A 26,679-nucleotide genomic window follows, 5' to 3' on the forward strand; every position below is an offset into this window, starting at 1 on the left:
GTTCGACCCGGATCGCGAACTGCGGCGTTATCCTTAAAGCCGGACCGATCGATGGCAGTTCCGCCGACGCGGCGGAGAGTCGCCAGTCAGTCTCCGAACGTGCTTATATCCCTAGCTGCGTTGCCATGTGAACCCATCTGGACGTCAAGCAGTGCCCGAGAAAACCACCGCTCCCATCATTGTTCCTGATCCGGACGATCCGCGCCTGACGGAGCGCGTGGTCGGCGTCGATCAGACCGGCGCGCGGACCGAGATCAAGGTGCCGGTCGAGCGGCCGCTGACGCTGTACCTCAACGCGCAGGAGATCGTCACGATGATGACGATCAACGACTACCCCGAATACCTCGCGCTCGGCTACCTGCTGAACCAGAACATGCTCAAATACGACGACGTCGTCACCGAGGTCGAATATGACGACGATCTCGAGGTCGTCGTGGTGCGTACCGCGCACCACACCAATTTCGAGGCCAAGCTGAAGAAGCGCACCCAGACCTCGGGCTGCGCCCAGGGCACGGCGTTCGGCGACCTGCTCGAAGCCGTCGAGAAGGTCGCGCTGCCGAAGGCCGAACTGCGAACCTCCTGGCTCTACCGGATGACGCACACCATCAACACGATGCCCTCGCTCTATCTGGAAGCCGGCGCCATTCACGGCTGCGTGCTGTGCAAGGAGGCGACGCCGGTGTGCTACACCGAGGATGTCGGCCGGCATAATGCCGTCGACAAGATCGCGGGCTGGATCTACCGGCACAATGTCGATCCGGCCGACAAGATTCTCTACACCACCGGCCGGCTGACCTCGGAGATGGTGATCAAGACGGTGCGGATGGGGATCCCGATCCTGGTCTCGCGCTCCGGATTCACGGCGTGGGGCGTCGATCTGGCGCGGCAGGTCGGATTGACGCTGGTCGGTCGCGCCCGCGGCAAGCGCTTCATCGCGCTGTCCGGTGAGGAGCGGATCGTCTACGACCAGAACCTCGACTATGTCGAAGAGGAATCGATGCGTCACAAGCGCAAGGGCGAGACCGACAATGACTGACATTCCGGGGACTAGCATCCCGGGCGTGCTGCTCGCCGGCGGCCTCGCGCGCCGGATGGGCGGCGGCGACAAGCCGATGCGCAAGATCGCGGGCCGCACCATTCTGCAACGGGTGATCGACCGTCTCGCTCCGCAATGCAGTGGGCTGATCATCAACGCCAATGGCGACCCGGCGCGCTTCGCCGCGTTCGGCCTTCCGGTCGTCGCCGACGATGTCGCCGACTATCCCGGTCCGCTCGCCGGCATCCTGGCCGCGCTCGACTGGACCGCCGCCAACCGGCCGGATGCGCAATGGGTGCTGAGCGCCGCGGGCGACTGTCCGTTTCTGCCGTGCGACCTCGTCACGCGCCTGGAGCAAGCGCGCGCGGCCGTGAATGCCGAGCTCGCGGTCGCTTCATCCGGCGGGCAGACGCATCCCGTCATCGGTCTCTGGAGCGTCCGCTTGCGGAACGAGTTGCGCAAGGCGCTTGTCGTCGAGGACGTGCGCAAGATCGACCGCTGGACCGCGCGCTATCCGCTCGCAACGGTCGAGTGGCCGACCGAGCCGCTGGATCCGTTCTTCAATGCCAACACCGTCGAGGACATCGCGGAAGCCGACCGCCTCGCCGCGCTCGACGGCGGATAGAGCATCGGTTCTGATTGAATCAGAACCGAAGCTCTAGATTCTTGTTTTGACGCGTTTTCTTCACGCGAACCGGCGTCCACTTCGCTCGAAAACGCTCTAACGTCCGCCGCCCCACTCAGCTCGGCCACGGCGTGTTGCGGATCCGGGTGCAGGCGTTCGGCCTGTGAAATGTGGGATCGCGCTCCGCGACGAAGTCGAAATTGACGGTGCCGAACGTGGTCTGCGGCTTCTTCAGGGCCGAGCAGGTCTGAACCTCGATGAACTCGTTCTTGAAATCGCCGCGGGGAAACGCGGCAAGGACGCCGTCGCGCTGCTCGGCGGTATAGTCATCGTATCCGACGCCGACGGCATCGACCAATACGCCTGCATTGGTGAGCGCGATTTCAGGCCGCATGTATTGCGGAATGCCGGGCGTGGTGTGCAAGGCGATCGCCTCCCACACCAGGTCCGCTTTGGGCTCGGCGATGCCGTGGCTCCTGAGAAATTTGCGCGCCGCATCGGCGCCGTCGACCTCAAACCGTTTGGTCTCGGTATGAAAATGTTCGACAAGGCCGAGATCATGAAACAGCGCGGCAACATAAAGCAGTTCAGCGTCGAACTTCAGACCTTGCCTGGCACCCTTGAGCGCGCCGAACACAAACACTCGGACCGAGTGATTGAACAACATCTCGGTCTCATATTGCCGCACCAACTCGGCGGCCTCCCGCGCGATCTTGCTGTCCGGGATTCGAATGCCGGAAATCGTGTCCGCCATCATCGCACTCCTGCCCTGTGTAGCGTCCCGGATGCATGCACTGGACGGCCAATGGCGTCACGATTCATGCGCGCCGGCACTCCGCTGCAGTGAATCGTACCACTACCTAACCCGCGAAGCGGCAACCGGAAGGCCCCGGCTGCATGAAGATTCTGCAGGGAGATCGTGAGGCTGGTGCAATATCCGGCTCAGCGCACCTGCGCCACGCCTATCCGCGCCACGCTCCCCGCCTCCGCCGCCCGCAGATAGTCCAGCATCAGACGGCTGGTTGCCGACAGATGCGCGGTGTCGCGGACCACGATCTTCAGCTCGCGCCGTCCCCAATCGTCGCGCAGCGGGATCGCGCGAAGGCCCATGCCGGCGCCGACCACCTCGAAGGCGCGGCCGGGGATCAGCCCGAGCCCCATATTGGCCTGCACCATGCGGCAGACCGCATCGAAGCCGGGCACATTGATGCGCAGCCGCATCGCCTTGCCGGCTTGCGTCGCCGCATATTGCGAGCGCAGATAGATCGAGCTCGCGGTGTGCAAGCCGATATGGTCGAAATCGAGCGTCTCGGTGAACAGCAATGTCTCGCGGCCGGCCAGCCGATGGTCGGCGCGCATCACCACCACCAGATTGTCGTAGCGATAATGGAAGGCCTCGAGCGCGCGGCTGTCGGCCTCGGCCGAGCAGATGCCGATCTCGGCCGCGCCCTCCTCGATGCCGCGCACCACCTGCCCGCTCGGCCGCTCCTGCAGATCGACGCGGAGCAATTCATGCGCGGCGAAGAAGGCGGAGAGATCCTCGGGCAGGTATTGCACGATCGCCGAGAGATTGGCGAGCATGCGGACATGGCCGCGCACGCCTTGCGAATATTCCGACAGCTCGACCGCGATCTTCTCGACATTGAGCAGCGTCACCCGGGCGTGGTGCAGCAGCGCCTCGCCCGCCGGCGTCAGCGCCATGCCCTTGGCGAGCCGCTTGAACAGCGTAACGCCGAACGCCAGCTCGAAATCGTTCATCCGCTTCGACACCGCCGACGCCGCGATCCCCTCGCGCTGCGCGGCGCGGGTGAGGTTCTGTTCGTCGCAGACCGCGACGAACAGGCGAAGCGTTGTCAGGTCGACCCGGCGCGTCAGCGCGGTCTCCGCCGGCGTGGCGGCGCGCGGAAGGTCTGTCACGATGGAGGAGATCGGCATGGACGGCGTTCCCCGGGAAAGAACGCAGCGTAGCGCTGGAGATGGCGCGGAAGATTCCAAAGCAATGCGGGATGGAGCGGAATATTGGTAAATGATTCCAACGGTAACCGAAATGGTCTAATTTTATTCCAATCTGGCCAACTACCGCCGTCATTGCGAGGCGCGAAGCGACGAAGCAATCCATGTATCAGGAATCGGAGAGATGGATTGCTTCGCTACGCTCGCAATGACGGAGGACTCTCGCTCTAGATCTGCACGCCCAAACGAAAAACGCGGCGCCAGGGCGCCGCGTTTCAACCTGTCGGTCGACCGCGCTCGTCAGCCCGCAGCCTTGGCCGGGACGTCGCGCTGGCGCTTCATCACGATCTTGTTCAGCGCGCCGAGATAGGCCTTTGCGGAGGCGACCAGCGTGTCCGGATCGGCGGCGCGGGCCGTCATCGAGCGACCTTCATGGGCCAGACGCACCGAGACTTCGGCCTGCGCGTCGGTGCCTTCGGTCACCGCGTGCACCTGATAGAGCTCCAGCTTGGCCTCGTGCGGCACTAGGCGCTTGATGCAGTTGAAGACGGCGTCGACCGGGCCGTTGCCCTCGGCCTCCTCGATCTTGATCTGGCCGTCGACGTCGAGCTTCATGGTCGCGCGCTGCGGGCCATGGGTGCCGGCGATCACGGTCAGCGAGGTCAGCTTGATGCGGTCGTGCGCGGCCGCCATCTCCTGGTCGACCAGCGCCTCGATGTCCTCGTCGTAGATGTCCTTCTTGCGGTCGGCCAGCGCCTTCATCCGCGTAAAGGCATCCTCCAGCTGGTTGGCGCCGAGCTTGTAGCCCATCTCCTCCAGCTTGTGGATGAAGGCGTGACGGCCGGAATGCTTGCCGAGCACCAGCGAGGACTGCTTCAGGCCGACCATCTCGGGCCGCATGATCTCGTAGGTCGAGGCGTCCTTCAGCACGCCGTCCTGATGGATGCCGCTCTCATGCGCGAACGCATTACGGCCGACGATCGCCTTGTTGTACTGCACCGGGAACGAAGTGGCCGCGGACACCACCTTCGAGGCGCGGGTGAGCTGCGTGGTGTCGATCTTGTTCCAGAACGGAAACTTGTCGTTCCGCACATTGATCGCCATCACGATCTCTTCCAGCGCGGCATTGCCGGCGCGCTCGCCGATGCCGTTGACGGTGCACTCGACCTGCCGCGCGCCACCGACGACGCCGGCCAGCGAGTTCGCGACCGCCATGCCGAGGTCGTTGTGGCAATGCACCGAGAAGATCGCCTTGTCGGAATTCGGCACGCGCTCGATCAGCGTGCGCATGAAGTGGGTGTATTCCTCCGGCACCGTGTAGCCGACGGTGTCGGGGATGTTCACCGTGGTGGCGCCGGCCTTGATCACCGCTTCGACGATCCGGCACAGATAGTCCATCTCGCTGCGGGTGCCGTCCTCGGCCGACCATTCGACGTCGTCGATCTGGTTGCGGGCGCGGGCGACCATCGCGACCGAGGTCTCGATGACCTCCTCGGGGGTCTTGTTCAACTTCACCCGCATATGCAGCGGCGAGGTCGCGATCACGGTGTGGACGCGGCCGCGGCGGGCGAACTTCACGGCTTCGGCGCAGCGGTCGATGTCGGCCGGATGGGCACGGGACAGGCCCGCGATGACCGAGTTCTTGGAGCGGCGGGCGATCTCGCTGACCGCCTGGAAATCGCCTTCCGAGGTGATCGGGAAGCCGGCCTCGATGACATCGACGCCCATGTCGTCCAGGAGTTCGGCGACCTCGAGCTTCTCCTCGAAGGTCATGGTGGCGCCGGGGCACTGCTCGCCGTCGCGCAAGGTGGTGTCGAAAATGATGACGCGGTCCTTCTCGGACTTGTTCGCGGTGGCCATGTCAGAAATTCCTTTAAGCTTTGCGCCCGTCATGTTGCTCCTTGAGCAATTACTTGGGCGATATCAGGGTTCGGTGATCTCGTACAAACCCCTGAGTGCCCAGGCGCAAACGCCCAGCCGGCCCTCAGGGGCAGGTAAGAAGAAGGCCGCCAATAAGCAGGGTGGGCGCTGCGGCAGGGATCGCGGCGGTAGCCTGGGCCACCTCCCCTGAAATCCCATCAATTTGGCCGCGAATCAGCATTGCCAGACCCTGTTGAGCGCCAAAATCCTCGGGCAAAACCATTGACGGTTGGTTGCCGGGACGCGCTGTGCGCCGTCGTTCTAGACGATTATGGCAAGCTGCCGCAATGGGTAAAGATGGTCAGGTGGATTGACCTATCGTCATCGCATGGCTGGGGCGCGATCGCCCTCACCTGACTTCCGCCCGGGGCTCAGCTCGTTGCACCGCGGGTATCATCGCCCATGCTCCTCGCCGGACCACAGCCACGTGCCGCAGCATCCAGGTGTGAAGCCAACCAGCGAGGATCACGGACACGATCGTGATCACCAGACCGCCGATCAGGTCCGCGACGTAGTGACCGCCGACGATCGGCGTTGCCAGGATCATGCCCAGATTGACGAGCGTCATCGGGATGCGCAGCCAGCGGATGTTCCAGCTTGCCCAGATCAGGATCAGGGCTGCCGCGCAATGGAAGCTAGGAAACGCGATCAGTCCCTTGCCCTGGAAATTGCGCAGGCTTCTGAGGCTTCCTTCGCGAATCCGGATCAGCTCATCGATCCAGCCGTCGGACGACAGCGGCAAATTCCGGAACGAGGATATCTCGGTATCGCTGAGATGCAGATGGGTCCACGCGGTGGTGGCCGGAACCAGGGCAAAAATCCCAATCGTCAGCAGCAGTGATATGATCGCCGCCAGGATGAATTTCTCAAGCGTCTTGACATCCTTCTTGATGGCCAGCGCCAGGATCACAACATTGGGCAGATAAAAAATCGAGTTATAGAATTCGCTCACGAAGCGGACCATCGTGTCCGAGCCCGCGAAGAACCCCGCATAAGCTCTCCAATCATATCCGATCAGCTGATCAGCACGCAGCAATTGGTCGTCGATCAGGGGACGGCCGACTGTCGCGGCGGCATAGGTCAACATCGTCGCGGCGATCGCAACCACCAGATTCTGCGACCAGCAGTTTATGAACAATTGGACGAATTGGATTCGCAGTCCCTTTGTCACGAGGTAGGCGCTGAGCAAGATCGCTGCCATCCCGCCATAGCCGGCCCAATTGACATCGACGTGCCGGAATCCGGACCAATGGAAGGCAGCAAAGCAACCAGCCAGGAACAGCAGGACAGGCGCCCATAGCACGCCCGTCAGTGCGTCATCGTTCGGGTTGTGACTGCCTGTCGCTAAATCTGTGGTTGCCATACCCCCATGTTGCGTCAATTCATTAAGATTGCCTTGCGAGCGGCCGGTACGCGCTGGGAATATCCGCATGCGACAAACATGGGACGCGGCGCCTACTTCTTTGCAGACGTCTTCTCGCCCGCCCCGCCCTTGCCTTCCGCCTCCAGCGCCGCGCGGACGCGCTTGAATTCGCTCAAGTCGGCCTTGTCGACTTCGGGGAATTTCAGGTCGAGCCCGTCGAGGGCGTTGACGATGGTCGAGCCGATCACGACGCGGGCGAACCATTTGTGGTCGGCCGGCACGATGTGCCAGGGCGCCTCTTTGGTTGCGGTGTGATGGATCATGTCCTGATAAGCGGCCTGATATTTGGCCCACAGCTTGCGCTCGGCGACGTCGGCCATCGAGAACTTCCAGTTCTTGGCCGGCTCCTCGAGCCGGTCGAGGAAACGCTGGCGCTGCTCCTCCTTGGAGACGTTGAGGAAGAATTTCAGGATCACGGTGCCGTTGCGCGACAGATAGCGCTCGATCGACGCAATGTCCTCGAAGCGTTCGCGCCAGATGTTCTTGGTCACCAGCTTCTTCGGGATCTTCTGCTTGTCGAGCACTTCCGGATGCACCCGCACCACCAGGCACTCCTCGTAATAGGAGCGGTTGAAGATGCCGATGCGGCCGCGCTCCGGCAGCGCGATCATGGCGCGCCACATGAAGTCGTGGTCGAGCTCCCTGGTCGAAGGCTGCTTGAAGGAGGAAACCTCGCAGCCCTGCGGATTGACGCCCTCGAACACGCTCTTGATCGCGGAATCCTTGCCGGCGGCATCCATGCCCTGGAAGATCAGCAGCAGCGACCAGCGGTCCTGGGCGTAGAGCTTCTCCTGGAAGTCGTTGAGCCGCTTGCGGTTGGCCTCGATGATCTTGCCGCCGGCGTCCTTGTCGATGCCGCCCTTCTCGGCGGTCGGATACGATTTGAGGTGAAATTCGCCCGACCCGTCGAAGCGGAACGGCGCGACGAAGGGCTTCAGTTCATCGGCGAGCGATGGGGACGGTTTGTTGCTCATGGCTTCTCGACGGCTTGCGCGGCGATTTGATCCGGTCGATCACGCTACCAAGAATGCCCTTGGGCAGGAAGATGATGAACAACACCAGCAGTACGCCATAGACCAGATTGTCCCAGCCGACCGCCTTGGTGCCGAAAGAGATGCGCAACACCTCGGCCAGCACGATGGTGATGACGGCGCCGACCGTCGGTCCCAGCGCGACATAGACGCCGCCCACGATCGCCGCGAACACCATCTGCAGGGAGACCGCGATGCCGCTCACCGTGTCGGGCGAGATGAACATCTGGTACTGGCAGTAGAGCGCGCCCGACAGCGCGGTCATCAGCGCGCTGATCAGGGTGATCTTGAGCTTCTCGGCGGTGACGTTGACGCCCGCGGCGGCGGCGGCATCCTCGTCTTCCGAGATCGCCTCCATGGCATGGCGGATCATGCTGCGATCGATCGCGCGCCAGATCACGAGGCCTGTGATCCAGACCGCGAGCGCGATCAGATACCAGGTGGTCTTGTCGTCGAATTGCAGCGCGAGCAGCCCCTTGCCGCTCGGGGCGCGCTGCGGGGTGTAGCCGAGCGAGCCGCCGGTATAGTCGCGGGTCGCGGTGATGACCTGCAGCACGATGCCCGACAGCGCCAGCGTCACCAGTACGAAATAATGCCCGGTGATGCGGAAGCGGAAGCAGGGATAGGCGACGACGAGCGCGAGCACGCCGGCGGTCGCCATGCTGACGGGAATGCCGATCCAGGGGGACACGCCGAGATGGTTCCACAGCAGCGCGGTGACATAGGCGCCGATGCCCATGAAGCCGCCATGGCCGAGCGAGACCAGGCCGAAGCGCCCCATGATCGACCACGAGGTGTAGGCGAACGACCAGATCAGGATCAGCACCAGCACGTGCAGATGATAGGGATCGCGATGCACAAAGGGCACCGCGACGAGCGCGATCAGCGCGATGATCCAGCCGGCGGCTTGCCTGTTCACGAGCGCCTCGCCAGGAGGCCCGCGGGCCGGATGAACATCATGACGATGAAGAAGGCAAAGGCCAGCACGTAACCCCATTCGAGATCGGAGAACAGGCCGCCGAGCGAGATGATCTCGGCGAACACGAAGGCCGCGATGAAGCCGCCGATGAAATTGCCGAGCCCGCCGAGCACGCAGATCAGGAAGGTGATCGGCCCGAACGACAGGCCGACGAACGGATGCACGTCATATTGCAGCACCAGGAGGCAGGCGGCGAGGCCGGCAAGCCCGCCGCCGATCGCCGAAGTGACGAGATAGATGCGCTTGGGGTCGACGCCCATCAGCGGCATGATCTGGCGGTCCTGCGCGATGGCACGGATCGCGGTGCCGGTGAAGGTGCGGGTCAGGAACAGATAGACGCCGATCATGCCGAGCAGCGCGGCAGCGAACGACAGCAATCGCGCGTAGCTGAAATTCATCTCGCCGAGCGCGAGCACCGGCAGGCGGATGCCGAGATTGCGGAAGTCGATGCCGAAGGCGACGGTGGCAAAGCTCTGCAGGATGAACAGCACGCCGCCGGTGGCGAGCAGCTGGTTGATCGGCGGCGCGGTCAGGAGCGGGGCGATCACGAAGAAATGCAGCGCGGCGCCGAGTAGCGCCACCAGCAGGATCACCAGCGGCGCGGCGGCCCAGTATGGCAGGCCGTAGTACTGCACGAGATAGTACATGCCGTACATGCCGATCATGACGAGTTCGGCGTAGCAGATCCAGGTGACGTCGATGACGCCGAAGATCAGGTTGAGCCCGAGCGCAAGCAGCGCCAGCACGCCGCCGAGCAGGATGCCGTTGATGACGGCCTCCAGCAGGTAGATGTCGAAGATGTCGAGGAAGGATTGCATGGTGGCTCTGCCTTAGACCGAGGCGTCGTCATCTGGCCGAACTCGAACTAGCGCAACCGTCATCCTGAGGTGCGAGCGGAGCGAGCCTCGAAGGATGCACGGCCCGTCTGTGGCCGATTCATCCTTCGAGGCGCGCAAGAGCGCGCACCTCCCGAGCGAACGCAAACGCGTTCGTCCGGGGATGGCGGGGAAATATGTGAGTGCGCTTGCTCGATTCACGATCATTACCCCCTCACACCCCGAGATATGCCTGCTTGATGGTGTCGCTCGCCGCGAGCTCCGCCGCTGACCCGGCGGCGCGGATGCTGCCGGCTTCCAGCAGATAGGCGCGGTCGACCACGCGCAGCACCTGCTGCACGTTCTGCTCGACGATCAGGACCGTCAGCCCGCTTGAGCGGATGCGCTTGACGAGCTCGAACACCTGCTGCACCACGACCGGCGCGAGGCCGGCCGACGGCTCGTCGAGCAGCAGCAGTTTCGGGTTCGACATCAGCGCACGGCCGATCGCGCACATCTGCTGCTCGCCGCCCGACATCGTGCCGGCCATCTGGTGCTGGCGCTCCTTCATGCGCGGAAACAGCTCGAACACGAACTCCAGCCGCTCGGCGTAATGCGCGCGGGCACCGGGCATGTAGGCGCCCATCTTCAGGTTGTCGGCGACGGTGAGCCGGGGAAACAACCGGCGATTTTCCGGCACATGCGCGATCCCGAGGCTGACGATGCGATGCGGAGGTGTCGCGATGACGTTCACGCCTTCCATCGCGATCGTGCCCCTGATCGGGCGGATCAACCCTGAGATCACCCGCATCAGGGTGGTCTTGCCGGCGCCGTTCGGGCCGATCACGCCGACCGCCTCGCCCGCCTTGACGTCGAGGCTGACGTCGAACAGCGCCTGGAAGCTGCCATAGCCCGCGTCGATCGATCTCAATTCCAGCATGCGCTCACGCCCCGATCCGGCGCCGCGCCTGGGCTGCGGCCGCCGCTGCGAGGCTCGCATCCGCATCGGTGCCGAGATAGACCTCGATCACTCTTGCGTCGCCGGCGACATCGGCCGGCAGGCCCTCGGCGATCTTCTCGCCGTGATCGAGCACCATCACGCGATCGACCACGCGCATCAATACGCCCATGATGTGCTCGACCCAGATGATGGTGATGCCGAGCTCGTCGCGGATCCGGCGCAGCATGTCGGCGGCCTGGTCCATCTCGGCCTCGTCAAGGCCGCCAAGGCTCTCATCCGCGAGCAACAGCTTCGGGCCGGTGGCGAGCGCCTTGGCGAGCTCGAGCTTCTTCAACCCGGCGGCGCCCAGGCCCTCGACGCTGGCGTGACGATCGGTCGGCAGCCCGACCATCGCGAGCGCCCGCTCGGCCGCCTCCTCGGCCTTGCCGCGGCTGTGGCGGCCCTGGCCGTAGAAGCCGGCGAGCACGACGTTCTCGAAGATGCTGAGGCGATGGAACGGCCGCGGGATCTGGAAGGTTCGGCCGATGCCACGGTTGATGATCCGGTGCGGGGCGAGCCCCGCGATCTCGTGGCCGTCGAACAGGATCGAGCCGGAGGTCGGCGGCAAGGTGCCCGACAGCATGTTGAAGATCGTGCTCTTGCCGGAGCCGTTCGGGCCGATCAGGCCGAGGATCTCGCCCTGCTCGACGCGGAACGACACGTTGTTGACGGCACGAAAGCCGCCAAACCGCTTGACCAGGCCTTCGACGGCGAGCACGGCAGTTCCCTTCGCGAGCGAGCTATTTGTAGCTGTAGGTGGTGCCGGCCGGCAGCGGCAGCTCGGTCTCGCGCTGCATCTGGCTCTTCGGCCACACCACATAGGATTTGTCGTCGATATATTGCAGCACCACCGGGAACGAGCGCGCGTTCTGCCCGGCATACTGCTCTCCCTCGCCGTAGAACTTCACGCCGTAGCCGAGCATGGTGCCGCCCTCGGGTATGTCGGTGTCGAGCGCGGCCTTGCGCAGCGCATCCGGATCGACGCCGCCATACTTCTTGATCGCGCGCGGCAATACGTCGTCGAGGAAGACATAGGCGTTGGCCGCGCCGATGCCGACATGGGCGGATCGGATCGGCACGCCGGGCTTCAGCCGGTCAAACTCCTCGCCGACCATCTTGATGACCGGCGGCAGCTTGGGATCCATGTTCTTCTGGTTGGCAAGCCAGATCGAGATCGGGTCGGTGTTGAAGAGATAGTTGGCGTCGGTGCCGAGCCCTTCCTTCAGCTTTTCGTAGACGCCGTAGCCCGCGCCATGGCCGACGATGGCGCCGAACTTCAATCCCTGCTCGCGGGCCTGGCGGAACAGCAGGGTAATGTCCGGATTGTAGCCGGTGTGGAAGATCACGTCGGGCTTGGCGCGCTTCAGCTTGGTCACCAGCGCCGACAGATCGGGCGCGGTCGCCGAATAACCCTCCTTGAGCACGATGTTGAAGCCGGCCTTCTTGGCGCCGGCCTCATTGCCCTTGGAGACGTCGACGCCATAGGCGCCGTCCTCATGGATGATGGCGACGCGGAGGTCCTTCGGCTCCTTGCCGAACTTGGACATGGAGTATTGCGCGATGAAGTCGGTCGTCATCATGCCGTACTGGTTGCCGGCGGCCTGCGGACGGAACACGTATTTGTAATTCTTGCCGTCGAACACGCCGGAGGAAATGCAGGTCGTGATCCACATGAACTTCTTCATCTGCTCGACCCGCGCCGACACCGGCACGCATTGCGCCGAGGAGAAGAAGCCCATCACCATGTCGACCTTTTCCTGCTCGAGCAGCCGGACGGCCTCGTTGATCGCGATGTCGGGCTTGCTCTGCGCGTCGGCATAGACGGCCTCGACCTTGTAACCCTCGACGCCGGTCTTGGCGTAATGGTCGAGCATGATCTTGACGCCGGTGTATTGCAGCTCGGAGCCGCCGCCGGCCAGCGGGCCGGTCAAATCGAAGATCACGCCGATCTTGATCTTCTTGTCCTGCGCATGCGCTGCATTGGCCACACCAAGCGCCGCAAGCGCGACAGATAGACCCGCAAGCCAGCGGGCAGCCCTCCTGACCGGCATGAATCCCTCCCCAGAGATTGTGCACTGCATTTTTTGTTGTCGTGCCGCCCTATCACAGGGGGAGCGGCCGATGATGTCAAGCGCGATGGCTGCGTCCGCACCGCGCAGGCTTGCGCAAAGTTTCGGCGGAACGGTGCCGACGCACGGTGCTCGGGCGCGCGCGTGGCAGCGGCAATTTATCCGCGGGGCCGTTCCATGCCGGCCCGTTTGATGGCCGCGAGCAAGATATCGCTGTCCGAGACAAGAAAATCGATCAGGCGCTTGGCGGCTTCCGGCGCTTGCGCGTCGCTGACGATCGCGGCCGTGAAGGTCTGGACCAGCTGGAAATCTGGCGGCAACAAACCGACAACTTCGATGCCACCCTCCTGAACCAGTTCGCTGGTCGGGCCGATCGAGAGATTTGCCTTGCCTGCTCTCAGCGCTTCGGCCGCTTCGGTTCCGCGCGCCTCGAGGGTGAGCCTGACCGTGTCCGGCAAGTTCAGCCTGGGGAAAACCTTGTCGCGGACGTACTGTCCGCTCGTGCTGCTCGGCGCCACCACCTCGCCGGCATCGATCAAGGCTTTCCTGAGCGCGACATCATTGCCGATGTCCGGCTTGCGAGAGCCTGCTCGAACCGCCGCGGCCAAAGGTGCCGTCGCCAGTCCGGCTTCCGATCCCGCACGAATTCGGCCGTCTTCGGTCAGACTTCGAAGCCCCTCGCGCGAAAGGATCACCACATCCGCTTTGGTGCCGTTCGCAAGCTGGTGCCTGATCGTCTTCGGACCGGTGCCCTCCGACGCGCCCGATCCGGTCTCCACCCCGATGCCCGTGCTTCGCTCGAATTCAGGCAGCACGTCGCGGTAGACCGTGGCGAAACCACCCGAAATGATGACCTTGATCGTGTTGGGGCCATCGGCGATTGCCGGTGTCGACGCAGCGGCAGCGGTGCCTTGCTCGGTCATTGCGCATTCCTTTGCCTAGGCCGGCAGCTGCGTCTCGATGAATGCGGTGACGAAGCGCGGCATTGCGGGAGTGAGATCGGCGCGGCTGCGCACCAGATGGATGCCCGCAAGCTCGGGATTTGCCTGGCGCGCGAGATTGGCCTCGATCCGCGCCCGCAGCGCGTCACCGGGCATATCGACGCGCAGGATCCGCATCATCGCAAGCGCAGGCCCGGTGTAGATGCAGTGCCAATCGGCGTCGCCGCGGCAATCCGATGGCAACAATCCCGTCTCCTCCTCGAGTTCGCGCATCACGCTTCCGGCGATATCGACCGTGTCGCCCCTGATATCGTCGAGATCGGGCGTCCCTGACGGGAAATAGATGCGGCCGGCATTCGCGGTCTGCTCGCCCATCACCCCGCACACGAAGGCGCCGTCGCTGGCGAGCAGCGCCCCCATGCCGAAACCGTTGAACACCTCGTGGTCCGGAAAGCCCCAGTCGCGCCAAGCGAGGAAGCTCGCGAAATCGGTCTCGAAATAGCTCGCGCTGAGCCGCTCGCCGGCGAAGACCGGATCGCGCCCGAGCAGCACACGGCCGTTCCACAGGTTCGGGTTCAGCCGCTGCTGCTCGGCGAAATGCGCGTCGATCTCGACGCGCCGCTCGTCCGCAAACGGCCAGGGACGCCGCTGCAAGGCAAGGTCGAGCGCGGTGACACGACAAATGAGCGGAGACTGCATATCCGAACGTGTTTACTTCGCGTTTCCGGTCGTCTTCTTGACCTGGTCGACGAACTTGTTGGTGTAGGTCTTGGTGACGTCGATGCCGGCCTTCGCGACATCGGGTGACCCTTCGCTGAACACCGCGAGCACGGCTTCCGCGCCCTTGGGGTCCATCTTGCCGGTCTCGGAATACATCGGGATCGTGTTCTTCAGGGCCGCGAGATACTGCGCCCTGTCCTTGCCGACGAGCTCGTCGGGCATCTTGGCCATGATGTCTTCGGCGCTGTGCGAATGGATCCAGGCCAGCGTCGCCATGATCGCATTGGTCAGCGCCTGCACCTCCTTCTCGTGGCCGTTGACCCAGGCCGCGGTCGAATACAGCGCGCCGCCGGGATATTCGCCGCCGAACACCGCAAGCGTGTCGTGCTGGGTGCGGGTGTCGCTGAGGATCTTGAGGTCCTTGTAGCTGCCCTGCAGCACGGTGACGGCAGGATCGAGCATCACGGCGGCGTCGATCTGGCCCTGCTCCATCGCGGCCACCGCAGTGGCGCCGAGGCCGACGCCGATTACGGCGGTGCCCGTAGGATCGAGGCCGTTCTTCTTCAAGAGATATTTCAGGAAGAAATCGGTCGAGGAACCCGGCGCGCTGACGCCGACCTTCTTGCCGGCGAGATCCTTGATCGAGTTGATCTCGCCGGTGTGCTTCGGCGACACCACCAGCACGAGGCCGGGATAGCGGTCATAGACCACGAAGGCCTGCAGCTCCTGCTTCTTGGCCGCAAGATTGACGCAGTGGTCGAAATAGCCGGAGACGACGTCGGCGCTGCCGCCGAGCACGGCCTTGAGCGCATCCGAGCCGCCCTTGAGGTCGACCAGTTCGACCGCGAGCCCGGCCTTGTCGTATTCGCCGAGTTGCTTGGCCAGCACGGTGGGCAGATAGCACAGGCAAGCGCCGCCCCCGACCGCGATGGTGATCTTGCTTTGCGCCGCGGCAAGGCCCGTGGACAGGGTCAGCGCCAGCAGCATTCCGGCAAGCTTGCCAAGCAGTTTGTTCATGACGTCCTCCGTTCGACTGGCCGGCAAGATAGAGGAGCCGGCAGGCCTTGAGAAGGCGACTTTCCGACAGCTGGTCAAGCCTGGGGGGCGGCATAGCATCGCGGATACAAGAAAACGCAGAAGAAGCGCCAAAACCATAAGCACCAAGAATACTTCAAGGGAAACATCAAGGGAGGTCTTCATGAATCGTATTGCAACCGCGCTGTCGATCGCTACCGCCTTTGCCGCGGGCTGTGGCATCACCCATTTGCTGCGGCCGGCGCTCGCCGCCGAAAACATCACGGCGCGGGTCATCCACACCGGCGAGATGGAGGGCGACAAGCTCGGCGACGCCAACAAGGTCGGCTTCCGTTCCAAGATGTTCGTCTCCGCCGACGGCGCCACCGTCTCTATCCAGGACGGCAATGGGCCGAAGCACATGCATCCCAACACCAACGAGATGCAGTTCGTCCTCGAAGGCACCGGCACAGTCTGGCTCGGCGACAAGGAAGTGACGGTGAAGCCGGGCGACCTGATCGTGATCCCGAAGGGCACGCCGCATGGCGGCACCAAGCCGAACGGCCGCGCCATCAAGGCCATCGCGATCAAGACGCCGCCGCAGGCGCCGGATGATACCAAGCTGCTGGATTGATTACGGCCATCCTCAACGTCATTGCGAGCGAAGCGAAGGCAATCCATCTCTCCGGATAGGCGGACCCATGGATTGCTTCGTCGCTTCGTTCCTCGCAATGACGAAAGTCGCGCGCGCCGGCGCCGGTTCCATGACATGACACTTGACAGATAATTCACTTGCCCCAAGTTCGTTCGCTCCATAGTATGACGATCGTCATTTAATAGAAAGCTAGACCCATGAGCCTGGACGATCACCCCACGGTCAGGGCTGTGCGCGCTCGCAGCAGCGAACCGGTCCGCGACGTCCCGGTTTCATCGGAACTGATCAAGGACATCGCGCGCAGATGCGGAGCCGATGATGTCGGCATCATCGAGTTCGAACGGGCCGCCATCGCGCCGCAGCGGGACTTCATTCGCAAGGTCTATGGCCGGACGCGCTCCCTGCTCGCGATCGTCTGCCACATGAACCGCGAGCCGGTGCGCTCGCCCTCGCGCTCGGTCGCCAACGAGGAATTCCACAGCACCTACGATCACGTCAACGAAACCGCGCGTGCCATCGTTCGCGCGCTCGACGAGCACGGCATCCCGGCCTGCAACTCGGTTGCCGCGTTCCCGATGGAGATGGACCTGCCCAGGATCATGATGGTCCAGCACAAGCCGATAGCGGTGGAAGCCGGTCTCGGCCGCATGGGAATCCATCGCAGCGTCATCCACCCGAAATTCGGAAGCTTCGTCCTGCTCGGCACCATCCTGCTCGGATGCGAGGTCGACGCGCATGACCACCCGATCGACTACAATCCCTGCCTGGAGTGCAAACTGTGCGTCGCGGCCTGCCCGGTCGGCGCCATCAAGCCGGACGGCGGCTTCGATTTCCTGTCCTGCCACACCCACAACTATCACGACTTTCTCGGCAACTTCTCGCAGTGGGTGGAGAAGGTCGCGGATGCAAAGGACGCAAGGGATTATCGCGCCCGCGTTCCCCGCACCGAGACGCTAAACATCTGGCAATCGCTGTCGTTCAAGCCTGGCTACAAGGCGGCCTATTGCATTTCGGCTTGCCCGGCCGGCGAAGACGTGATCGGCCCCTTCCTCCACGATCGCGACGCCCACTTCTCCGATGTGGTGCAGCCGCTGATCGACAAGGACGAGTTCGTCTACGTGATCCCGGATACCGACGCCGAGGACACGGTGACGCGGCGCTTTCCGCACAAAAAACTTCAGCATGTCACGTCTGGCCGCCATACCGGCAGCCTGCAGGCCTATATCTTTTCGCTCTCGCTCGGATTCCAGCGCGGCAGGGCCCGAGGTCTGGATTTCGTGACGCATCTGCGCTTCACCGGCACGAGCGCGCTGGACATGACCGTTGCGATCAAGGGCAAGGATCTCCAGGTCGTGCCGGGACGGCATGTCGGAGAGGCGGCTCTGACCATCACCGCCGATACCCAGGCCTGGCTGCGCGTGCAGAACCGCGACCTCGAACTGGCCGACGCGATTGCCGCGAAGCTGGTGAGCTACAGCGACGAAGCATTGTTCGCCGCCTACATGCGGTGCTTCCCGCTCTGAGCCGCAGCGTAGATGCGTAGGGTGGCTTACGCCTTCAGCTATCCCACCCTACGCATCCTACTGCGCTGCTTCTTACTGCGCGGAATCGATCAGCTGTTCGAGATCGGCAATCAACCCCGGCCCGGTCGGCTGCCATCCAAGTTTCCTGCGCGTCTGCTCGCTGGAAGCCGCCATGTCGTATGCCGCGAACGTGCCGAGCCAGCCAAAGAAGGCCTGCGCCTCTTGCGGGGCGATGGATTTGACCGGCAGCTTCAGCCGCCGTCCGATCGTTTCGGCAATATCGCGCATCGAGACCCCCTCTTCCGCGACGGCGTGATACCTTGCGTTCGGCTCAGCCTTTTCGATGGCCAGCCGGTAGAGACGCGCCACGTCGAGAACATGCGCCGCCGGCCAGCGATTTTGCCCATCGCCGAGATAGGCGCACGCGCCCTTTTCGCGGTACACCGCGATCAAGGGGGTGATGAGACCCTGCCTGACGGGATCGTGGACCTGGGGAAGACGCATGGCCGACGCGCGGACGCCCTTTAGCGACAGGGCCGTCTGTTCCGACACACGGGGAAATGGGAAATCCGGCGATATCGTTTGGTCCTCAGTCGCGATCTGGCCGGGCGCGGCCAATCCCGCCAAGCCCCCGGTCACGATCAGCGGCCTGTCCGATCCGGCCAGAACAGAACCCAGCGCTTCGATGGCGCGGCGGTCGATCTCGCAACTCTTCGCGAAATTAGACCAGTCGTGAACGAAGCCCAGGTGAATGACAGCATCCGAAGCGCTCGCCCCCTTGCGTAAGCTATCAAGGTCCTCGAGCGAGCCGCGAAGAACCTCCGCGCCAATGGCAGAGATCGCGTTCGCCCCCTCGTCCGAACGGGCCACACCAAGAACCTGATGTCCGGCGGCGATCAGGTCCTTGACGACGGGCGTGCCGATGAATCCGGTGGCACCAGTGACGAACACACGCATGAGGAAGTCTCCAGGTTTCGTTGGAGACAAATCTGGCCCTGCGCGCTATCCTGTTAAAGTAGTGACCTTATCATGGTATAATAGCTAACAGGATGAGCGAACCGCTCGCGCAAGAGAACCTGCTCGGCGCCTACCTGAAGGACCGCCGCAGCAAGCTCGATCCGGCCGTGTTCGGCTTTCCGCCGGAGCGGCGGCGCACGCCGGGCCTGCGCCGCGAAGAGGTGGCGCAGCGCGCCAACATCAGCGCGACCTGGTACACCTGGCTCGAACAGGGCCGCGGCGGCGCGCCCTCGGCCGATGTGCTCGACCGCATCGCGCGTGCGCTGATGCTGACCGATGTCGAGCGCGAGCATCTGTTCCTGCTCGCCCTCGGCCGCACGCCCGAGGTGCGCTACCAGAAGAGCGAAGGCGTCACCCCCCGGCTGCAGCGCGTGCTCGACGCGCTGGAGCCGCGCCCCGCCGTGATACGCACCGCAACCTGGGATATCGTCGCCTGGAACCGGGCCGCGACCGTCATGCTGACGGACTACGGATCGCTGCCGGCGCGCGAGCGCAACGTGCTGCGCTTCATGTTCCTCGATCCGCGCGTCCGCGCGGCACAACATGACTGGGCCAGCGTGGCGCGCTTCGTGGTCGGCGCCTTCAGGGTGGACGCTGCGCGCGCCGGCGCAGCTGCCGAGGTGCAACCCTTCGTCGACGAGTTGTGCCGGCTCAGCCCGGAATTCGCGGCGCTGTGGCGCGACAATGACGTGCGAGCCCATGGCGAGGGCGTCAAGCAGCTGCGGCACCCGATCCTGGGTCAGGTCAAGTTCGAATATTCGGCGTTCGCGGTCGATGGCCGGCCCGACCTCAGCATGATCGTCTACAATCCGATTGACCCGGAGGTGACGGAGAATATCCGCGGGTTGATCGAGGCAGTACCCTAATCATGCGTCACCGGCGTCGGCCGCCACACCAGCAGCCGATTCTCGACCATCGTCACGCCCATGTCGATCAGGATGACGAAGGCGGACAGCACGAACATGCCCGCGAACACGCCGGCGACGTCGAAGACGCCCTCGGCCTGCTGGATCAGGTAGCCGAGGCCGGCGGCGGAGCCGAGATATTCGCCGACCACCGCGCCGACCACGGCAAAGCCGACCGAGGTGTGCAGCGAGGAGAACATCCAGGACAGCGCCGACGGCCAGTAGACGTGGCGCATCAGCTGCCGCTCGTTCATGCCGAGCATGCGGCCATTGTCGAGCACCGTGGTCGGCACTTCCTTGACGCCCTGGTAGACGTTGAAGAACACGATGAAGAACACCAAGGTCACGCCGAGCGCGACCTTGGACCAGACGCCGAGCCCGAACCACAGCGCGAAGATCGGCGCCAGCACCACGCGCGGCAGCGCGTTGACCATCTTCACATAGGGATCGAACACCGCGGCGACGCGCGGCTGCCGCGCGAACCAGAAGCCGACCAGAATGCCGCCGGCCGAGCCGATCACGAAGGCGAGGATGGATTCCCACAGCGTAATCGCGAGATGCTTCCAGATCACCCCGGTCGAGAACCATTTCACGATTTGGCTGAAGACGTCGAGCGGATTGGAGAAGAAGAACGGCGGCAACAGCACCTTGCCGAACACCGACACGGTGGAGAAGACCTGCCACAGCGCCAGCGTGACGACGGCGACCAGAACCTGCAGGGACAACAGTGTGACGCGCGACATCAGGCAGCTCCCGCCTGCGTCGACTGGACATAACCCTTCATAACCTCGTCCTTCAGCACGCCCCAGATCTCGCGGTGCAGGGCATGGAAATCCTTCTCCATCCGGATCTCGGCGATGTCGCGCGGCCGCGGCAGCGTGATGCGCCAGTCGCCGATGATGCGCGCGGAAGGACCGGCCGACATGATCACGACGCGATCGGCCAGCGCGATCGCCTCCTCGAGATCGTGGGTGACGAACAGCACCGCCTTGCGGTCGGCGCTCCACAATTCCAAGAGCAGATTGCCCATGATCTGCCGGGTCTGGGCGTCCAGCGGACCGAACGGCTCGTCCATCAGGAGGATCTTCGGATCGCGGATCAGGACCTGCGCCAGCGCAACACGCTTGCGCTGGCCGCCCGACAGCATGTGCGGATAGCGATTGGCGAAGGCGCCGAGCCCGACCGAGGTCAGCCATTTCTGCGCGCGCGCGAGCGCCTCGGCGCGCGGCGTGCCTGATATCTCGAGCCCGATCGCGACATTGTCGATCGCGGTCTTCCAGGGGAACAGCGCATCGGCCTGGAACAGGTAGCCGGCATCACGGTTGAGGCCGCTCAGCGGCTTGTCGAAGATCCTTGCTGTTCCGGCCGCGGGCTTGAGCAGCCCAGCCGTGACGTTCAGCAGCGTCGACTTCCCGCATCCGGTCGGACCGACAATGGCGACGAACTCGCCATGATCAACCGAAAGATTGGCCCGTTCGACCGCGGTATAGACGCGTCCATCCGCCAACCGAAACGCCACCGTCGCACTGTCAAGCGCGACCGCCGTCGGCTCCGTCATCGCCACGCATCCCTCCCGAACTTTCCGAGATGGCTTAGCGGTTCGGGCAGGCAAGTTCAACGCAGGAAGATGGCGTAGCAAACAAGGCTGTGGTCACGCGATTTTCAGACAGGCCGGGGTTGCGCAATTGCGCAACCGGGTTGCGCATTGCGCCGACATCGTCGAGGCTGCAGCCCAAAGCGACGAACAAGGAGACAATCATGCGGATCGCAGTGGTGGGCGCCGGAGGCGTCGGGGGCGGCTTTGGTGCGGCGCTCGCGCATGCCGGCGCCGACGTCACCTTTATCGCGCGCGGCGCTCATTTGGCCGCCATGCGCAGCGAGGGGCTGAAGGTTCAGGGTGGCCGCGGCGAAACCCATCTGGTCCCGACCCAGGCGACCGACGATCCGGCAAGCGTCGGCCCGGTCGATATCGTGCTGTTCTGCGTCAAGCTGTGGGACGTCGAGAGCGCCGGCCAACACATCAGGCCGATGGTCGGCCCCGACACCGCGGTGATCCCGCTGCAGAACGGCATCGACGCGCCCGACAGGCTGGTCCCGATTCTGGGACGCAACGCGGTGATGGGCGGCGTGGCACAGATCTCGGCCTCGATCATCAAGCCTGGCGTCATCAACCAGGTCGGCACCTTCATGCGCATGATCTTCGGTGAGCTCGACGGCCGCATCACGCCGCGCGGCAAGGCGCTGCTCGATCTCTGCCTGAAGGCCGGCTTCGACGCGACCTTGAGCGAGCAGATCAACACCGAGCTCTGGATGAAGTTCGTCGGCCTCGCCACCAATGCCGGCATGACCGCGGTCACAAGGCTGCCGATCGGCAAGCTGCGCGACGATCCCGATTTGCGCCCGCTCTTCGTATCGGCTTGCGAGGAGATCATCGCCATCGCGCACGCCAACGGCATCAGGCTGCCGCCGGATGCGCTGACGAAAGTGCTCGACTTCATCGGACACGCGCCGCCGGCGATGAAGGCCTCGATGGCGCTCGATCTCGAGCGTGGCAACCGGCTCGAACTGCCGTGGCTGAACGGCAAGGTGGTCGAGTTCGGCCGCAAGCTCGGCGTCCCGACGCCGACGCACGACATGCTCTATGCGGTGTTGAAGCCCTATGCGATGGGCGCGCCGTCCTGATAGCCCAGCAGAACCGAAATCTGCCGGCCGGCCTCGCGCACCAGCTTTGAATATTCCAATAGCTTCCGCTCGTCGATGCGCGCGCTCGGTCCGTAGAGGCCGACCGAACCGACCACCTCGCCGCGGTGATCGAAACAAGGCGCGGAGACGGCAACCGCGCCGGCGAAGATCTCGCCATGGCTGGTCGCATAGCCGTTGCGCCGCGCAAAGGTCAGCGCGTCCTCGAGCCGCGCACGGTCCGCGCTCTTTGCAATGCTGGCAAGAAGCGCGGCTTGCCGCTTCGGGTCCATGAAGGCCAGCATCGCCTTGCCGGTCGATCCCTGGATCAGGCTCAGACTGTGGCCGACGCCGCGGCTGATCGAGAGCACGTGACGGCTCTCGCATTCGAGGATGCAGATGCCGCGATCGTCCTGCTCGCGGAACAACGCTGCGGTCTCGCCGGTCGCCTCGCGCAGGCCTTCGACGACCGGGCGCGCGATCGCGACCACCTCGAGACCCTTCAGCCAGACATGGGCCAGCTTCATCACGCCGTGCGACAACCGGAAACGCTGCGGGTCGCCTTCGGCCTGGATCAGGTCGCGCTGCGCCAGCGTCTGCAGCAGGCGATAGAGCGTCGGCCGGCTCAGCCCGACCCGCTTCTGGATCTCGATCACGCTCATCGCCGGCTGATCCGGCGTGAAGCATTGCAGGATCGCGATGGCGCGGTCGACGGCCCGCACGCCTGACGCCCCCTGCTCCGCGTCCAGAACCTCTGCCTTCGGTTTCTTTGCCATCCGTCCACATCCGCAAAATCGGCAGGGGCGCGCTGCATCCAGCGCGCTTGACCAAGCGGCCCGCGCGGATAGTATCGCAAATTATGAGAATAATGTCCACTAGATGGACATGCGAAAAATCGACGGGAGGATTGGAATTGCTGGAGACAAACACCTCGCGCAGATGGGCCGCGGCCGCGATCGCCACGCTGATGCTCACAGCGCCGCTGGCGTACGCCGCACCCGACGGCTCAGGCATCTCGGACGGCGTAGTGCGGATTGCGGTGCTGGGTGACTACGGCAGCGGCCGCGATCTCGGCGGGCCGGGCTCGGTGACCGCCGCCAAGCTTGCCGCTGAGGATTTTCACAACAAGGTGCTGGGCAAGCCGATCGAGATCATCTCGGCGGATCACCAGAACAAGCCGGACGTCGCGGTCGGAATCGCGCGGCAATGGTTCGACGTCGAGCATGTCGACGCGGTGACCGATCTCGCCGTGAGCTCGGTCGGACTCGCCGTCGCCGGCCTTGCAACGCAGAGCAACCGCACCGCGCTGGTCTCGGGCGCCGCGACGTCCGATTTGACCGGCGACAAATGCTCGCCCGTCGTCACGCATTGGGCCGACGACACCTACGCACTGTCGGCCGGCCTGGTCGGCGAGCTGAGCCGCCGCGTCGGCAAGGAATGGTTCTTCGTCGCGGTCGATTACTCGTTCGGCACCGCGATGGTGAAGGACGCCTCGCGCGCGGTGACCGATACGGGCGGCAAGGTGCTCGGCGCGGTGCGCTATCCCTTCAACACCACCGACTTCTCATCCTTTTTGCTGGCCGCGCAGAGCTCCGGCGCCAAGGTGGTGGCGCTGGCCGGCACCGGCGCCGACACCGTCAACGCGGTGAAGCAGACCCACGAATTCGGCCTGCAACAGGGCGGGCAGACCATCGTCGGCATGCTGACCTTCATCTCCGACGTCCATTCGATCGGCCTGCGCGACGCGCAGGGCATGTACATCGCGTCCCAATACTACTGGGATGATGACGACGGCACCCGCGCCTTCGCCAAGCGCTTCATCGAGATCGAGAAGCGTGAACCGACCAAATTGCAGGCCGCGACCTACGCCGCCGTGCGCCACTATCTGAAGGCGATCGAGGCCGGCGGCAGCGACGAGGCGAAGGTGGTTAACGGCGAGATGCGCAAGCTGCCGGTCGATTTCTTCGGCCGCCCCGCGCACATCCGCAAAGACGGCCGCGTCGTCTACGACCTCTCGCTCTACCGCGTGAAGAAGCCGGATGAGAGCAAATATCCCTGGGACTACTACCAGAAGATCGCGGCCATCCCCGGCGACAAGGCCTTCCGCCCCGAGGGAACGGGCGGCTGCAAGCTCGACAAGTAGGACGCACCATTATCGCCGCGACGCGCGGTCGCGCATGCAAGATCAAGGAGGAGCCGATGCCGCTTCGCAACGATTTCGATCAGCTTGTTGACGTCAAGGGTGGCTTCATCAGCCGCGAGATCTTCGTGGACGCCGATATTTATCGGCAGGAGCTCGACAAGGTCTTCACGCGCGCCTGGCTGCTGGTCGGGCACGAAAGCCTGGTGCCCAATCCCGGCGACTTCTACACCTCGCGGATGGGCGAGGAATCCGTGATCCTCTGCCGCGACAAGAAAGGCGATATCCACGTCTTTCTGAATTCGTGCCGGCACCGCGGCATGAAGGTGTGCCGCTACGAGCAGGGCAACACGTCGTTGTTCACCTGCCCCTATCACAGCTGGACCTACACCACCGACGGCAAGCTGCAGGGCGTTCCGCTGCACCGGACGCTGTATGACGGGGTGCTCGACCGCGAGGCCAACTCGCTGGTCTCGGTGGCGAAGCTCTGCAACTACAAGGGCTCGATCTGGGCGACCTGGGACAAGGACGCGCCCGACTTCATCACCTATCTCGGCGATGCCAAGATCCATCTCGACCAGGCGCTCGACTGCCGCGACGGCCGCGAGGGCGGCTCCGAGGTGATCGGCGTCCACAAATGGGTGTTCCCCGCTAATTGGAAATTCGCCGCCGAGAATTTCCTCGGCGACACCTATCACAACCCGAGTCATCGCTCGGTTGACCTGATCGGCATAGGCCCGAGCGCTGCCGCCGGCAAGAAGGGCCGCCGCGACGACGAGCTGGAGAAGGCGCAGCACGTCTGGATCAGCTTTCCGGAAGGCCATGGCGTGCACAGCGCGATCCAGCCGGAGGCCAATGAATACATCGAGTCCTTCCTCGACAACCCGATCCTCGAAAAATACTTCCGGCACTGTTTCGAGGAACGCAAGCGGCGGCTCGGCGAAGGGGCGCGGCTGCTGCCGTTCGTCGGCACGATCTTCCCCAACACCTCCTATCACGGCCGCCAGCCGCGCGGACTTTGCGCCTGGCATCCGCACAGCCCGACCTCGACCGAAGGCTGGCGCTTCTTCCTGGTCGACAAGGACGCGCCGAACGAAGCCAAGGAATATCTGCGCCGCTACTACATGCGCTACTCCGGCCCCGCCGGCATGACCGAACAGGACGACATGGAGAACTGGCTCTATGCGACCGCGGCGAGCACCGGCACGGTGGCGCGGCGCTATCCCTTCAACTATCAGCAGTCGATGGGCGCCTACGTCACCGATCATCCGCTCGGCGGCGATGTCTCCACGCAAGTCACTGAGCAGATCGCGCGCGGCTTCTATCGCCGCTGGACCACCTACATGCAGGGCGGCGACTGGCACGAACTGCTCGGATCACCCGCCGGCAACCGGCAGGCCGCAGAATGAGCGCGCCCGCAAAAACCGTCCTCGTCAGCGGGGGCACCTTCGGCATCGGCCGCGCGATCACGCTCGGCCTCGCGCGGCGCGGCCACGCGGTGGTCGCCTTCGGTCTCGAGGCGGCGCAGGTCTCGAGTACCGCGCAGAACGCCATTCCGGCCCTGCGCGACGAGCTTGATCGCGAAGGCCTCTCCGCCGAACTGATGGAAGCCGACGTATCGCGGGCCGGCGATGTCGCCAAGGTGGTCGCCCACACGATGGCGCGGTTCGGGCGCATCGACGGCGTCGTCAACAACGCCGCGATCGGCCCGCTCGGCACAGTGCTCGACACCGACGAGGCGCTGTTCGACCGGATCATCGCCGTCAATCTGAAAGGACCCTATCTGACTAGCCGCGCCGCGATCCCGCACATGATCGCGCAAGGCGGCGGCTCGATCGTCAACATCGGATCCGGCGCCGGCTGGGGCAAGCCGAACATGGCGGTCTACAGCGCGAGCAAGGGCGGCGTTGTCGCGCTGAGCGCAGCGATGGCCTACGACTTCTTCCACCAGCGCATTCGCGTCAACACCGTGATTCCCGGCGGCGGCGGCATCGTCAGCGGCATGAGCCTCGGTCGTGTCGGCGGCGATGCGGCGCGTTTCGGCAAGGGCGCGCCGGGCACCGCCGCGGGCCGCGTCGCCGCCGGTGACGACATCGCCAATGTGGTCGCCTTCCTGCTGTCGCCGGAAGCCGAAACGCTGTCCGGCACCGTGATCGATGTCGGCTGCTTCGCCCAGCAGGGCGGACCGATCCCGCCCAAGCCGGCGCTCTGACAACCCCTGCGATGCCTGATGA

General features: G+C 64.2%; 27 protein-coding genes. 9 read left to right on the top strand and 18 right to left on the bottom strand.

Annotated elements, in window-relative coordinates:
- Nucleotides 1–151: 151 nt before the first annotated feature.
- Both ACVMIH_RS16240 and mobA read left to right on the top strand, forming a co-directional pair.
- Complete coding sequence (locus tag ACVMIH_RS16240) at nt 152–1,036, top strand: formate dehydrogenase accessory sulfurtransferase FdhD (RefSeq protein WP_082653657.1); 885 nt, start codon at nt 152–154, stop codon at nt 1,034–1,036.
- Nucleotides 1,029–1,661 (top strand): molybdenum cofactor guanylyltransferase MobA, encoded by a 633-nt coding sequence (mobA, locus tag ACVMIH_RS16245; protein ID WP_057015079.1) that lies wholly within the window; start codon nt 1,029–1,031, stop codon nt 1,659–1,661. The genes ACVMIH_RS16240 and mobA overlap by 8 nt, the downstream gene beginning before the upstream one ends.
- A gap of 115 nt (nt 1,662–1,776) precedes the next feature.
- On the opposite strand, the gene ACVMIH_RS16250 is transcribed toward mobA, so the two are convergent.
- From ACVMIH_RS16250 to ACVMIH_RS16310, 13 genes are all read right to left on the bottom strand, one after another.
- Nucleotides 1,777–2,415, bottom strand: coding sequence for an HD domain-containing protein (locus ACVMIH_RS16250; protein ID WP_057015113.1), 639 nt, complete (start codon nt 2,413–2,415; stop codon nt 1,777–1,779).
- A gap of 188 nt (nt 2,416–2,603) precedes the next feature.
- The gene (locus ACVMIH_RS16255; protein ID WP_057015078.1) at nt 2,604–3,596 is read right to left on the bottom strand and encodes a LysR family transcriptional regulator; all 993 of its coding nucleotides are present in this window, start codon (nt 3,594–3,596) and stop codon (nt 2,604–2,606) included.
- A gap of 318 nt (nt 3,597–3,914) precedes the next feature.
- Nucleotides 3,915–5,474, bottom strand: coding sequence for a 2-isopropylmalate synthase (locus ACVMIH_RS16260; RefSeq protein WP_038383406.1), 1,560 nt, complete (start codon nt 5,472–5,474; stop codon nt 3,915–3,917).
- A 409-nt stretch (nt 5,475–5,883) separates the two neighbouring features.
- Nucleotides 5,884–6,897 carry a phosphatase PAP2 family protein gene (locus ACVMIH_RS16265; protein WP_158074158.1) on the bottom strand — a complete coding sequence of 338 codons (1,014 nt, stop codon included), beginning with the start codon at nt 6,895–6,897 and terminating at the stop codon, nt 5,884–5,886.
- 92 nt (nt 6,898–6,989) lie between these two features.
- Complete coding sequence (locus ACVMIH_RS16270) at nt 6,990–7,931, bottom strand: polyphosphate kinase 2 family protein (RefSeq protein ID WP_057015076.1); 942 nt, start codon at nt 7,929–7,931, stop codon at nt 6,990–6,992.
- The gene (locus tag ACVMIH_RS16275; RefSeq protein ID WP_057015075.1) at nt 7,897–8,907 is read right to left on the bottom strand and encodes a branched-chain amino acid ABC transporter permease; all 1,011 of its coding nucleotides are present in this window, start codon (nt 8,905–8,907) and stop codon (nt 7,897–7,899) included. The genes ACVMIH_RS16270 and ACVMIH_RS16275 overlap by 35 nt, the downstream gene beginning before the upstream one ends.
- Nucleotides 8,904–9,785, bottom strand: a complete 882-nt coding sequence (locus ACVMIH_RS16280) for a branched-chain amino acid ABC transporter permease (RefSeq protein ID WP_057015074.1) — start codon at nt 9,783–9,785, stop codon at nt 8,904–8,906. The genes ACVMIH_RS16275 and ACVMIH_RS16280 overlap by 4 nt, the downstream gene beginning before the upstream one ends.
- 232 nt (nt 9,786–10,017) lie before the next feature.
- On the bottom strand, nt 10,018–10,722 hold the full coding sequence (locus ACVMIH_RS16285; protein ID WP_057015112.1) for an ABC transporter ATP-binding protein: 705 nt from the start codon (nt 10,720–10,722) through the stop codon (nt 10,018–10,020).
- Between the two features lie 4 nt (nt 10,723–10,726).
- Nucleotides 10,727–11,500, bottom strand: coding sequence for an ABC transporter ATP-binding protein (locus ACVMIH_RS16290; RefSeq protein WP_050385458.1), 774 nt, complete (start codon nt 11,498–11,500; stop codon nt 10,727–10,729).
- Between the two features lie 22 nt (nt 11,501–11,522).
- Nucleotides 11,523–12,833, bottom strand: coding sequence for an ABC transporter substrate-binding protein (locus ACVMIH_RS16295; protein WP_076824302.1), 1,311 nt, complete (start codon nt 12,831–12,833; stop codon nt 11,523–11,525).
- 176 nt (nt 12,834–13,009) lie between these two features.
- The gene (locus ACVMIH_RS16300; RefSeq protein WP_076824300.1) at nt 13,010–13,774 is read right to left on the bottom strand and encodes a substrate-binding domain-containing protein; all 765 of its coding nucleotides are present in this window, start codon (nt 13,772–13,774) and stop codon (nt 13,010–13,012) included.
- A 15-nt stretch (nt 13,775–13,789) separates the two neighbouring features.
- On the bottom strand, nt 13,790–14,491 hold the full coding sequence (locus tag ACVMIH_RS16305) for a hypothetical protein (protein ID WP_076824298.1): 702 nt from the start codon (nt 14,489–14,491) through the stop codon (nt 13,790–13,792).
- 12 nt (nt 14,492–14,503) lie between these two features.
- Complete coding sequence (locus ACVMIH_RS16310; protein ID WP_057015070.1) at nt 14,504–15,529, bottom strand: ABC transporter substrate-binding protein; 1,026 nt, start codon at nt 15,527–15,529, stop codon at nt 14,504–14,506.
- 181 nt (nt 15,530–15,710) lie between these two features.
- On the opposite strand from ACVMIH_RS16310, the gene ACVMIH_RS16315 reads away from it, so the two are divergent.
- Together ACVMIH_RS16315 and ACVMIH_RS16320 are read left to right on the top strand one after the other, a co-directional pair.
- On the top strand, nt 15,711–16,160 hold the full coding sequence (locus tag ACVMIH_RS16315; RefSeq protein ID WP_057015069.1) for a cupin domain-containing protein: 450 nt from the start codon (nt 15,711–15,713) through the stop codon (nt 16,158–16,160).
- A gap of 218 nt (nt 16,161–16,378) precedes the next feature.
- Nucleotides 16,379–17,704: a 4Fe-4S binding protein gene (locus tag ACVMIH_RS16320; protein WP_057015068.1), complete on the top strand. Its 1,326-nt coding sequence runs from the start codon at nt 16,379–16,381 to the stop codon at nt 17,702–17,704.
- Nucleotides 17,705–17,776: 72 nt separating this feature from the next.
- Here ACVMIH_RS16320 and ACVMIH_RS16325 read toward each other — a convergent pair whose 3' ends face one another.
- Complete coding sequence (locus tag ACVMIH_RS16325) at nt 17,777–18,661, bottom strand: SDR family oxidoreductase (RefSeq protein ID WP_057015067.1); 885 nt, start codon at nt 18,659–18,661, stop codon at nt 17,777–17,779.
- Between the two features lie 92 nt (nt 18,662–18,753).
- On the opposite strand from ACVMIH_RS16325, the gene ACVMIH_RS16330 reads away from it, so the two are divergent.
- Complete coding sequence (locus ACVMIH_RS16330; RefSeq protein WP_057015066.1) at nt 18,754–19,587, top strand: helix-turn-helix transcriptional regulator; 834 nt, start codon at nt 18,754–18,756, stop codon at nt 19,585–19,587.
- Here ACVMIH_RS16330 and ACVMIH_RS16335 read toward each other — a convergent pair.
- From ACVMIH_RS16335 to ACVMIH_RS16345, 3 genes are read right to left on the bottom strand one after another with little or no spacing between them, the layout of a single operon-like run.
- Nucleotides 19,584–20,369: an ABC transporter permease gene (locus tag ACVMIH_RS16335; RefSeq protein ID WP_057015065.1), complete on the bottom strand. Its 786-nt coding sequence runs from the start codon at nt 20,367–20,369 to the stop codon at nt 19,584–19,586. The two genes, ACVMIH_RS16330 and ACVMIH_RS16335, sit on opposite strands and share 4 nt — an antisense overlap.
- Entirely contained in the window at nt 20,369–21,184 is an 816-nt protein-coding gene (locus ACVMIH_RS16340; RefSeq protein WP_057015064.1) for an ABC transporter ATP-binding protein, read from the bottom strand. Before ACVMIH_RS16340 ends, ACVMIH_RS16335 begins: the two co-directional genes overlap by 1 nt.
- A 34-nt stretch (nt 21,185–21,218) precedes the next feature.
- Complete coding sequence (locus ACVMIH_RS16345; protein WP_168857129.1) at nt 21,219–21,386, bottom strand: hypothetical protein; 168 nt, start codon at nt 21,384–21,386, stop codon at nt 21,219–21,221.
- On the opposite strand from ACVMIH_RS16345, the gene ACVMIH_RS16350 reads away from it, so the two are divergent.
- A complete protein-coding gene (locus ACVMIH_RS16350) occupies nt 21,385–22,308 on the top strand; it encodes a ketopantoate reductase family protein (protein ID WP_057015111.1) in 924 nt (307 codons plus the stop codon). The two genes, ACVMIH_RS16345 and ACVMIH_RS16350, sit on opposite strands and share 2 nt — an antisense overlap.
- Here ACVMIH_RS16350 and ACVMIH_RS16355 read toward each other — a convergent pair.
- On the bottom strand, nt 22,284–23,081 hold the full coding sequence (locus ACVMIH_RS16355) for an IclR family transcriptional regulator (RefSeq protein WP_057015063.1): 798 nt from the start codon (nt 23,079–23,081) through the stop codon (nt 22,284–22,286). The two genes, ACVMIH_RS16350 and ACVMIH_RS16355, sit on opposite strands and share 25 nt — an antisense overlap.
- Nucleotides 23,082–23,212: 131 nt before the next feature.
- Between ACVMIH_RS16355 and ACVMIH_RS16360 the strand changes: the two genes are divergently transcribed.
- Genes ACVMIH_RS16360 through ACVMIH_RS16370 form a run of 3 tightly spaced genes read left to right on the top strand, consistent with a single transcriptional unit; the run spans nt 23,213 to nt 26,657 of the window.
- Nucleotides 23,213–24,448 (top strand): ABC transporter substrate-binding protein, encoded by a 1,236-nt coding sequence (locus ACVMIH_RS16360; protein ID WP_076824293.1) that lies wholly within the window; start codon nt 23,213–23,215, stop codon nt 24,446–24,448.
- 56 nt (nt 24,449–24,504) lie between these two features.
- On the top strand, nt 24,505–25,854 hold the full coding sequence (locus ACVMIH_RS16365; protein ID WP_076824291.1) for an aromatic ring-hydroxylating oxygenase subunit alpha: 1,350 nt from the start codon (nt 24,505–24,507) through the stop codon (nt 25,852–25,854).
- Complete coding sequence (locus ACVMIH_RS16370; RefSeq protein ID WP_076824289.1) at nt 25,851–26,657, top strand: SDR family NAD(P)-dependent oxidoreductase; 807 nt, start codon at nt 25,851–25,853, stop codon at nt 26,655–26,657. Before ACVMIH_RS16365 ends, ACVMIH_RS16370 begins: the two co-directional genes overlap by 4 nt.
- The last annotated feature ends 22 nt before the right edge of the window (nt 26,658–26,679 follow it).

The organism is Bradyrhizobium sp. USDA 4503 (genome assembly GCF_054055815.1).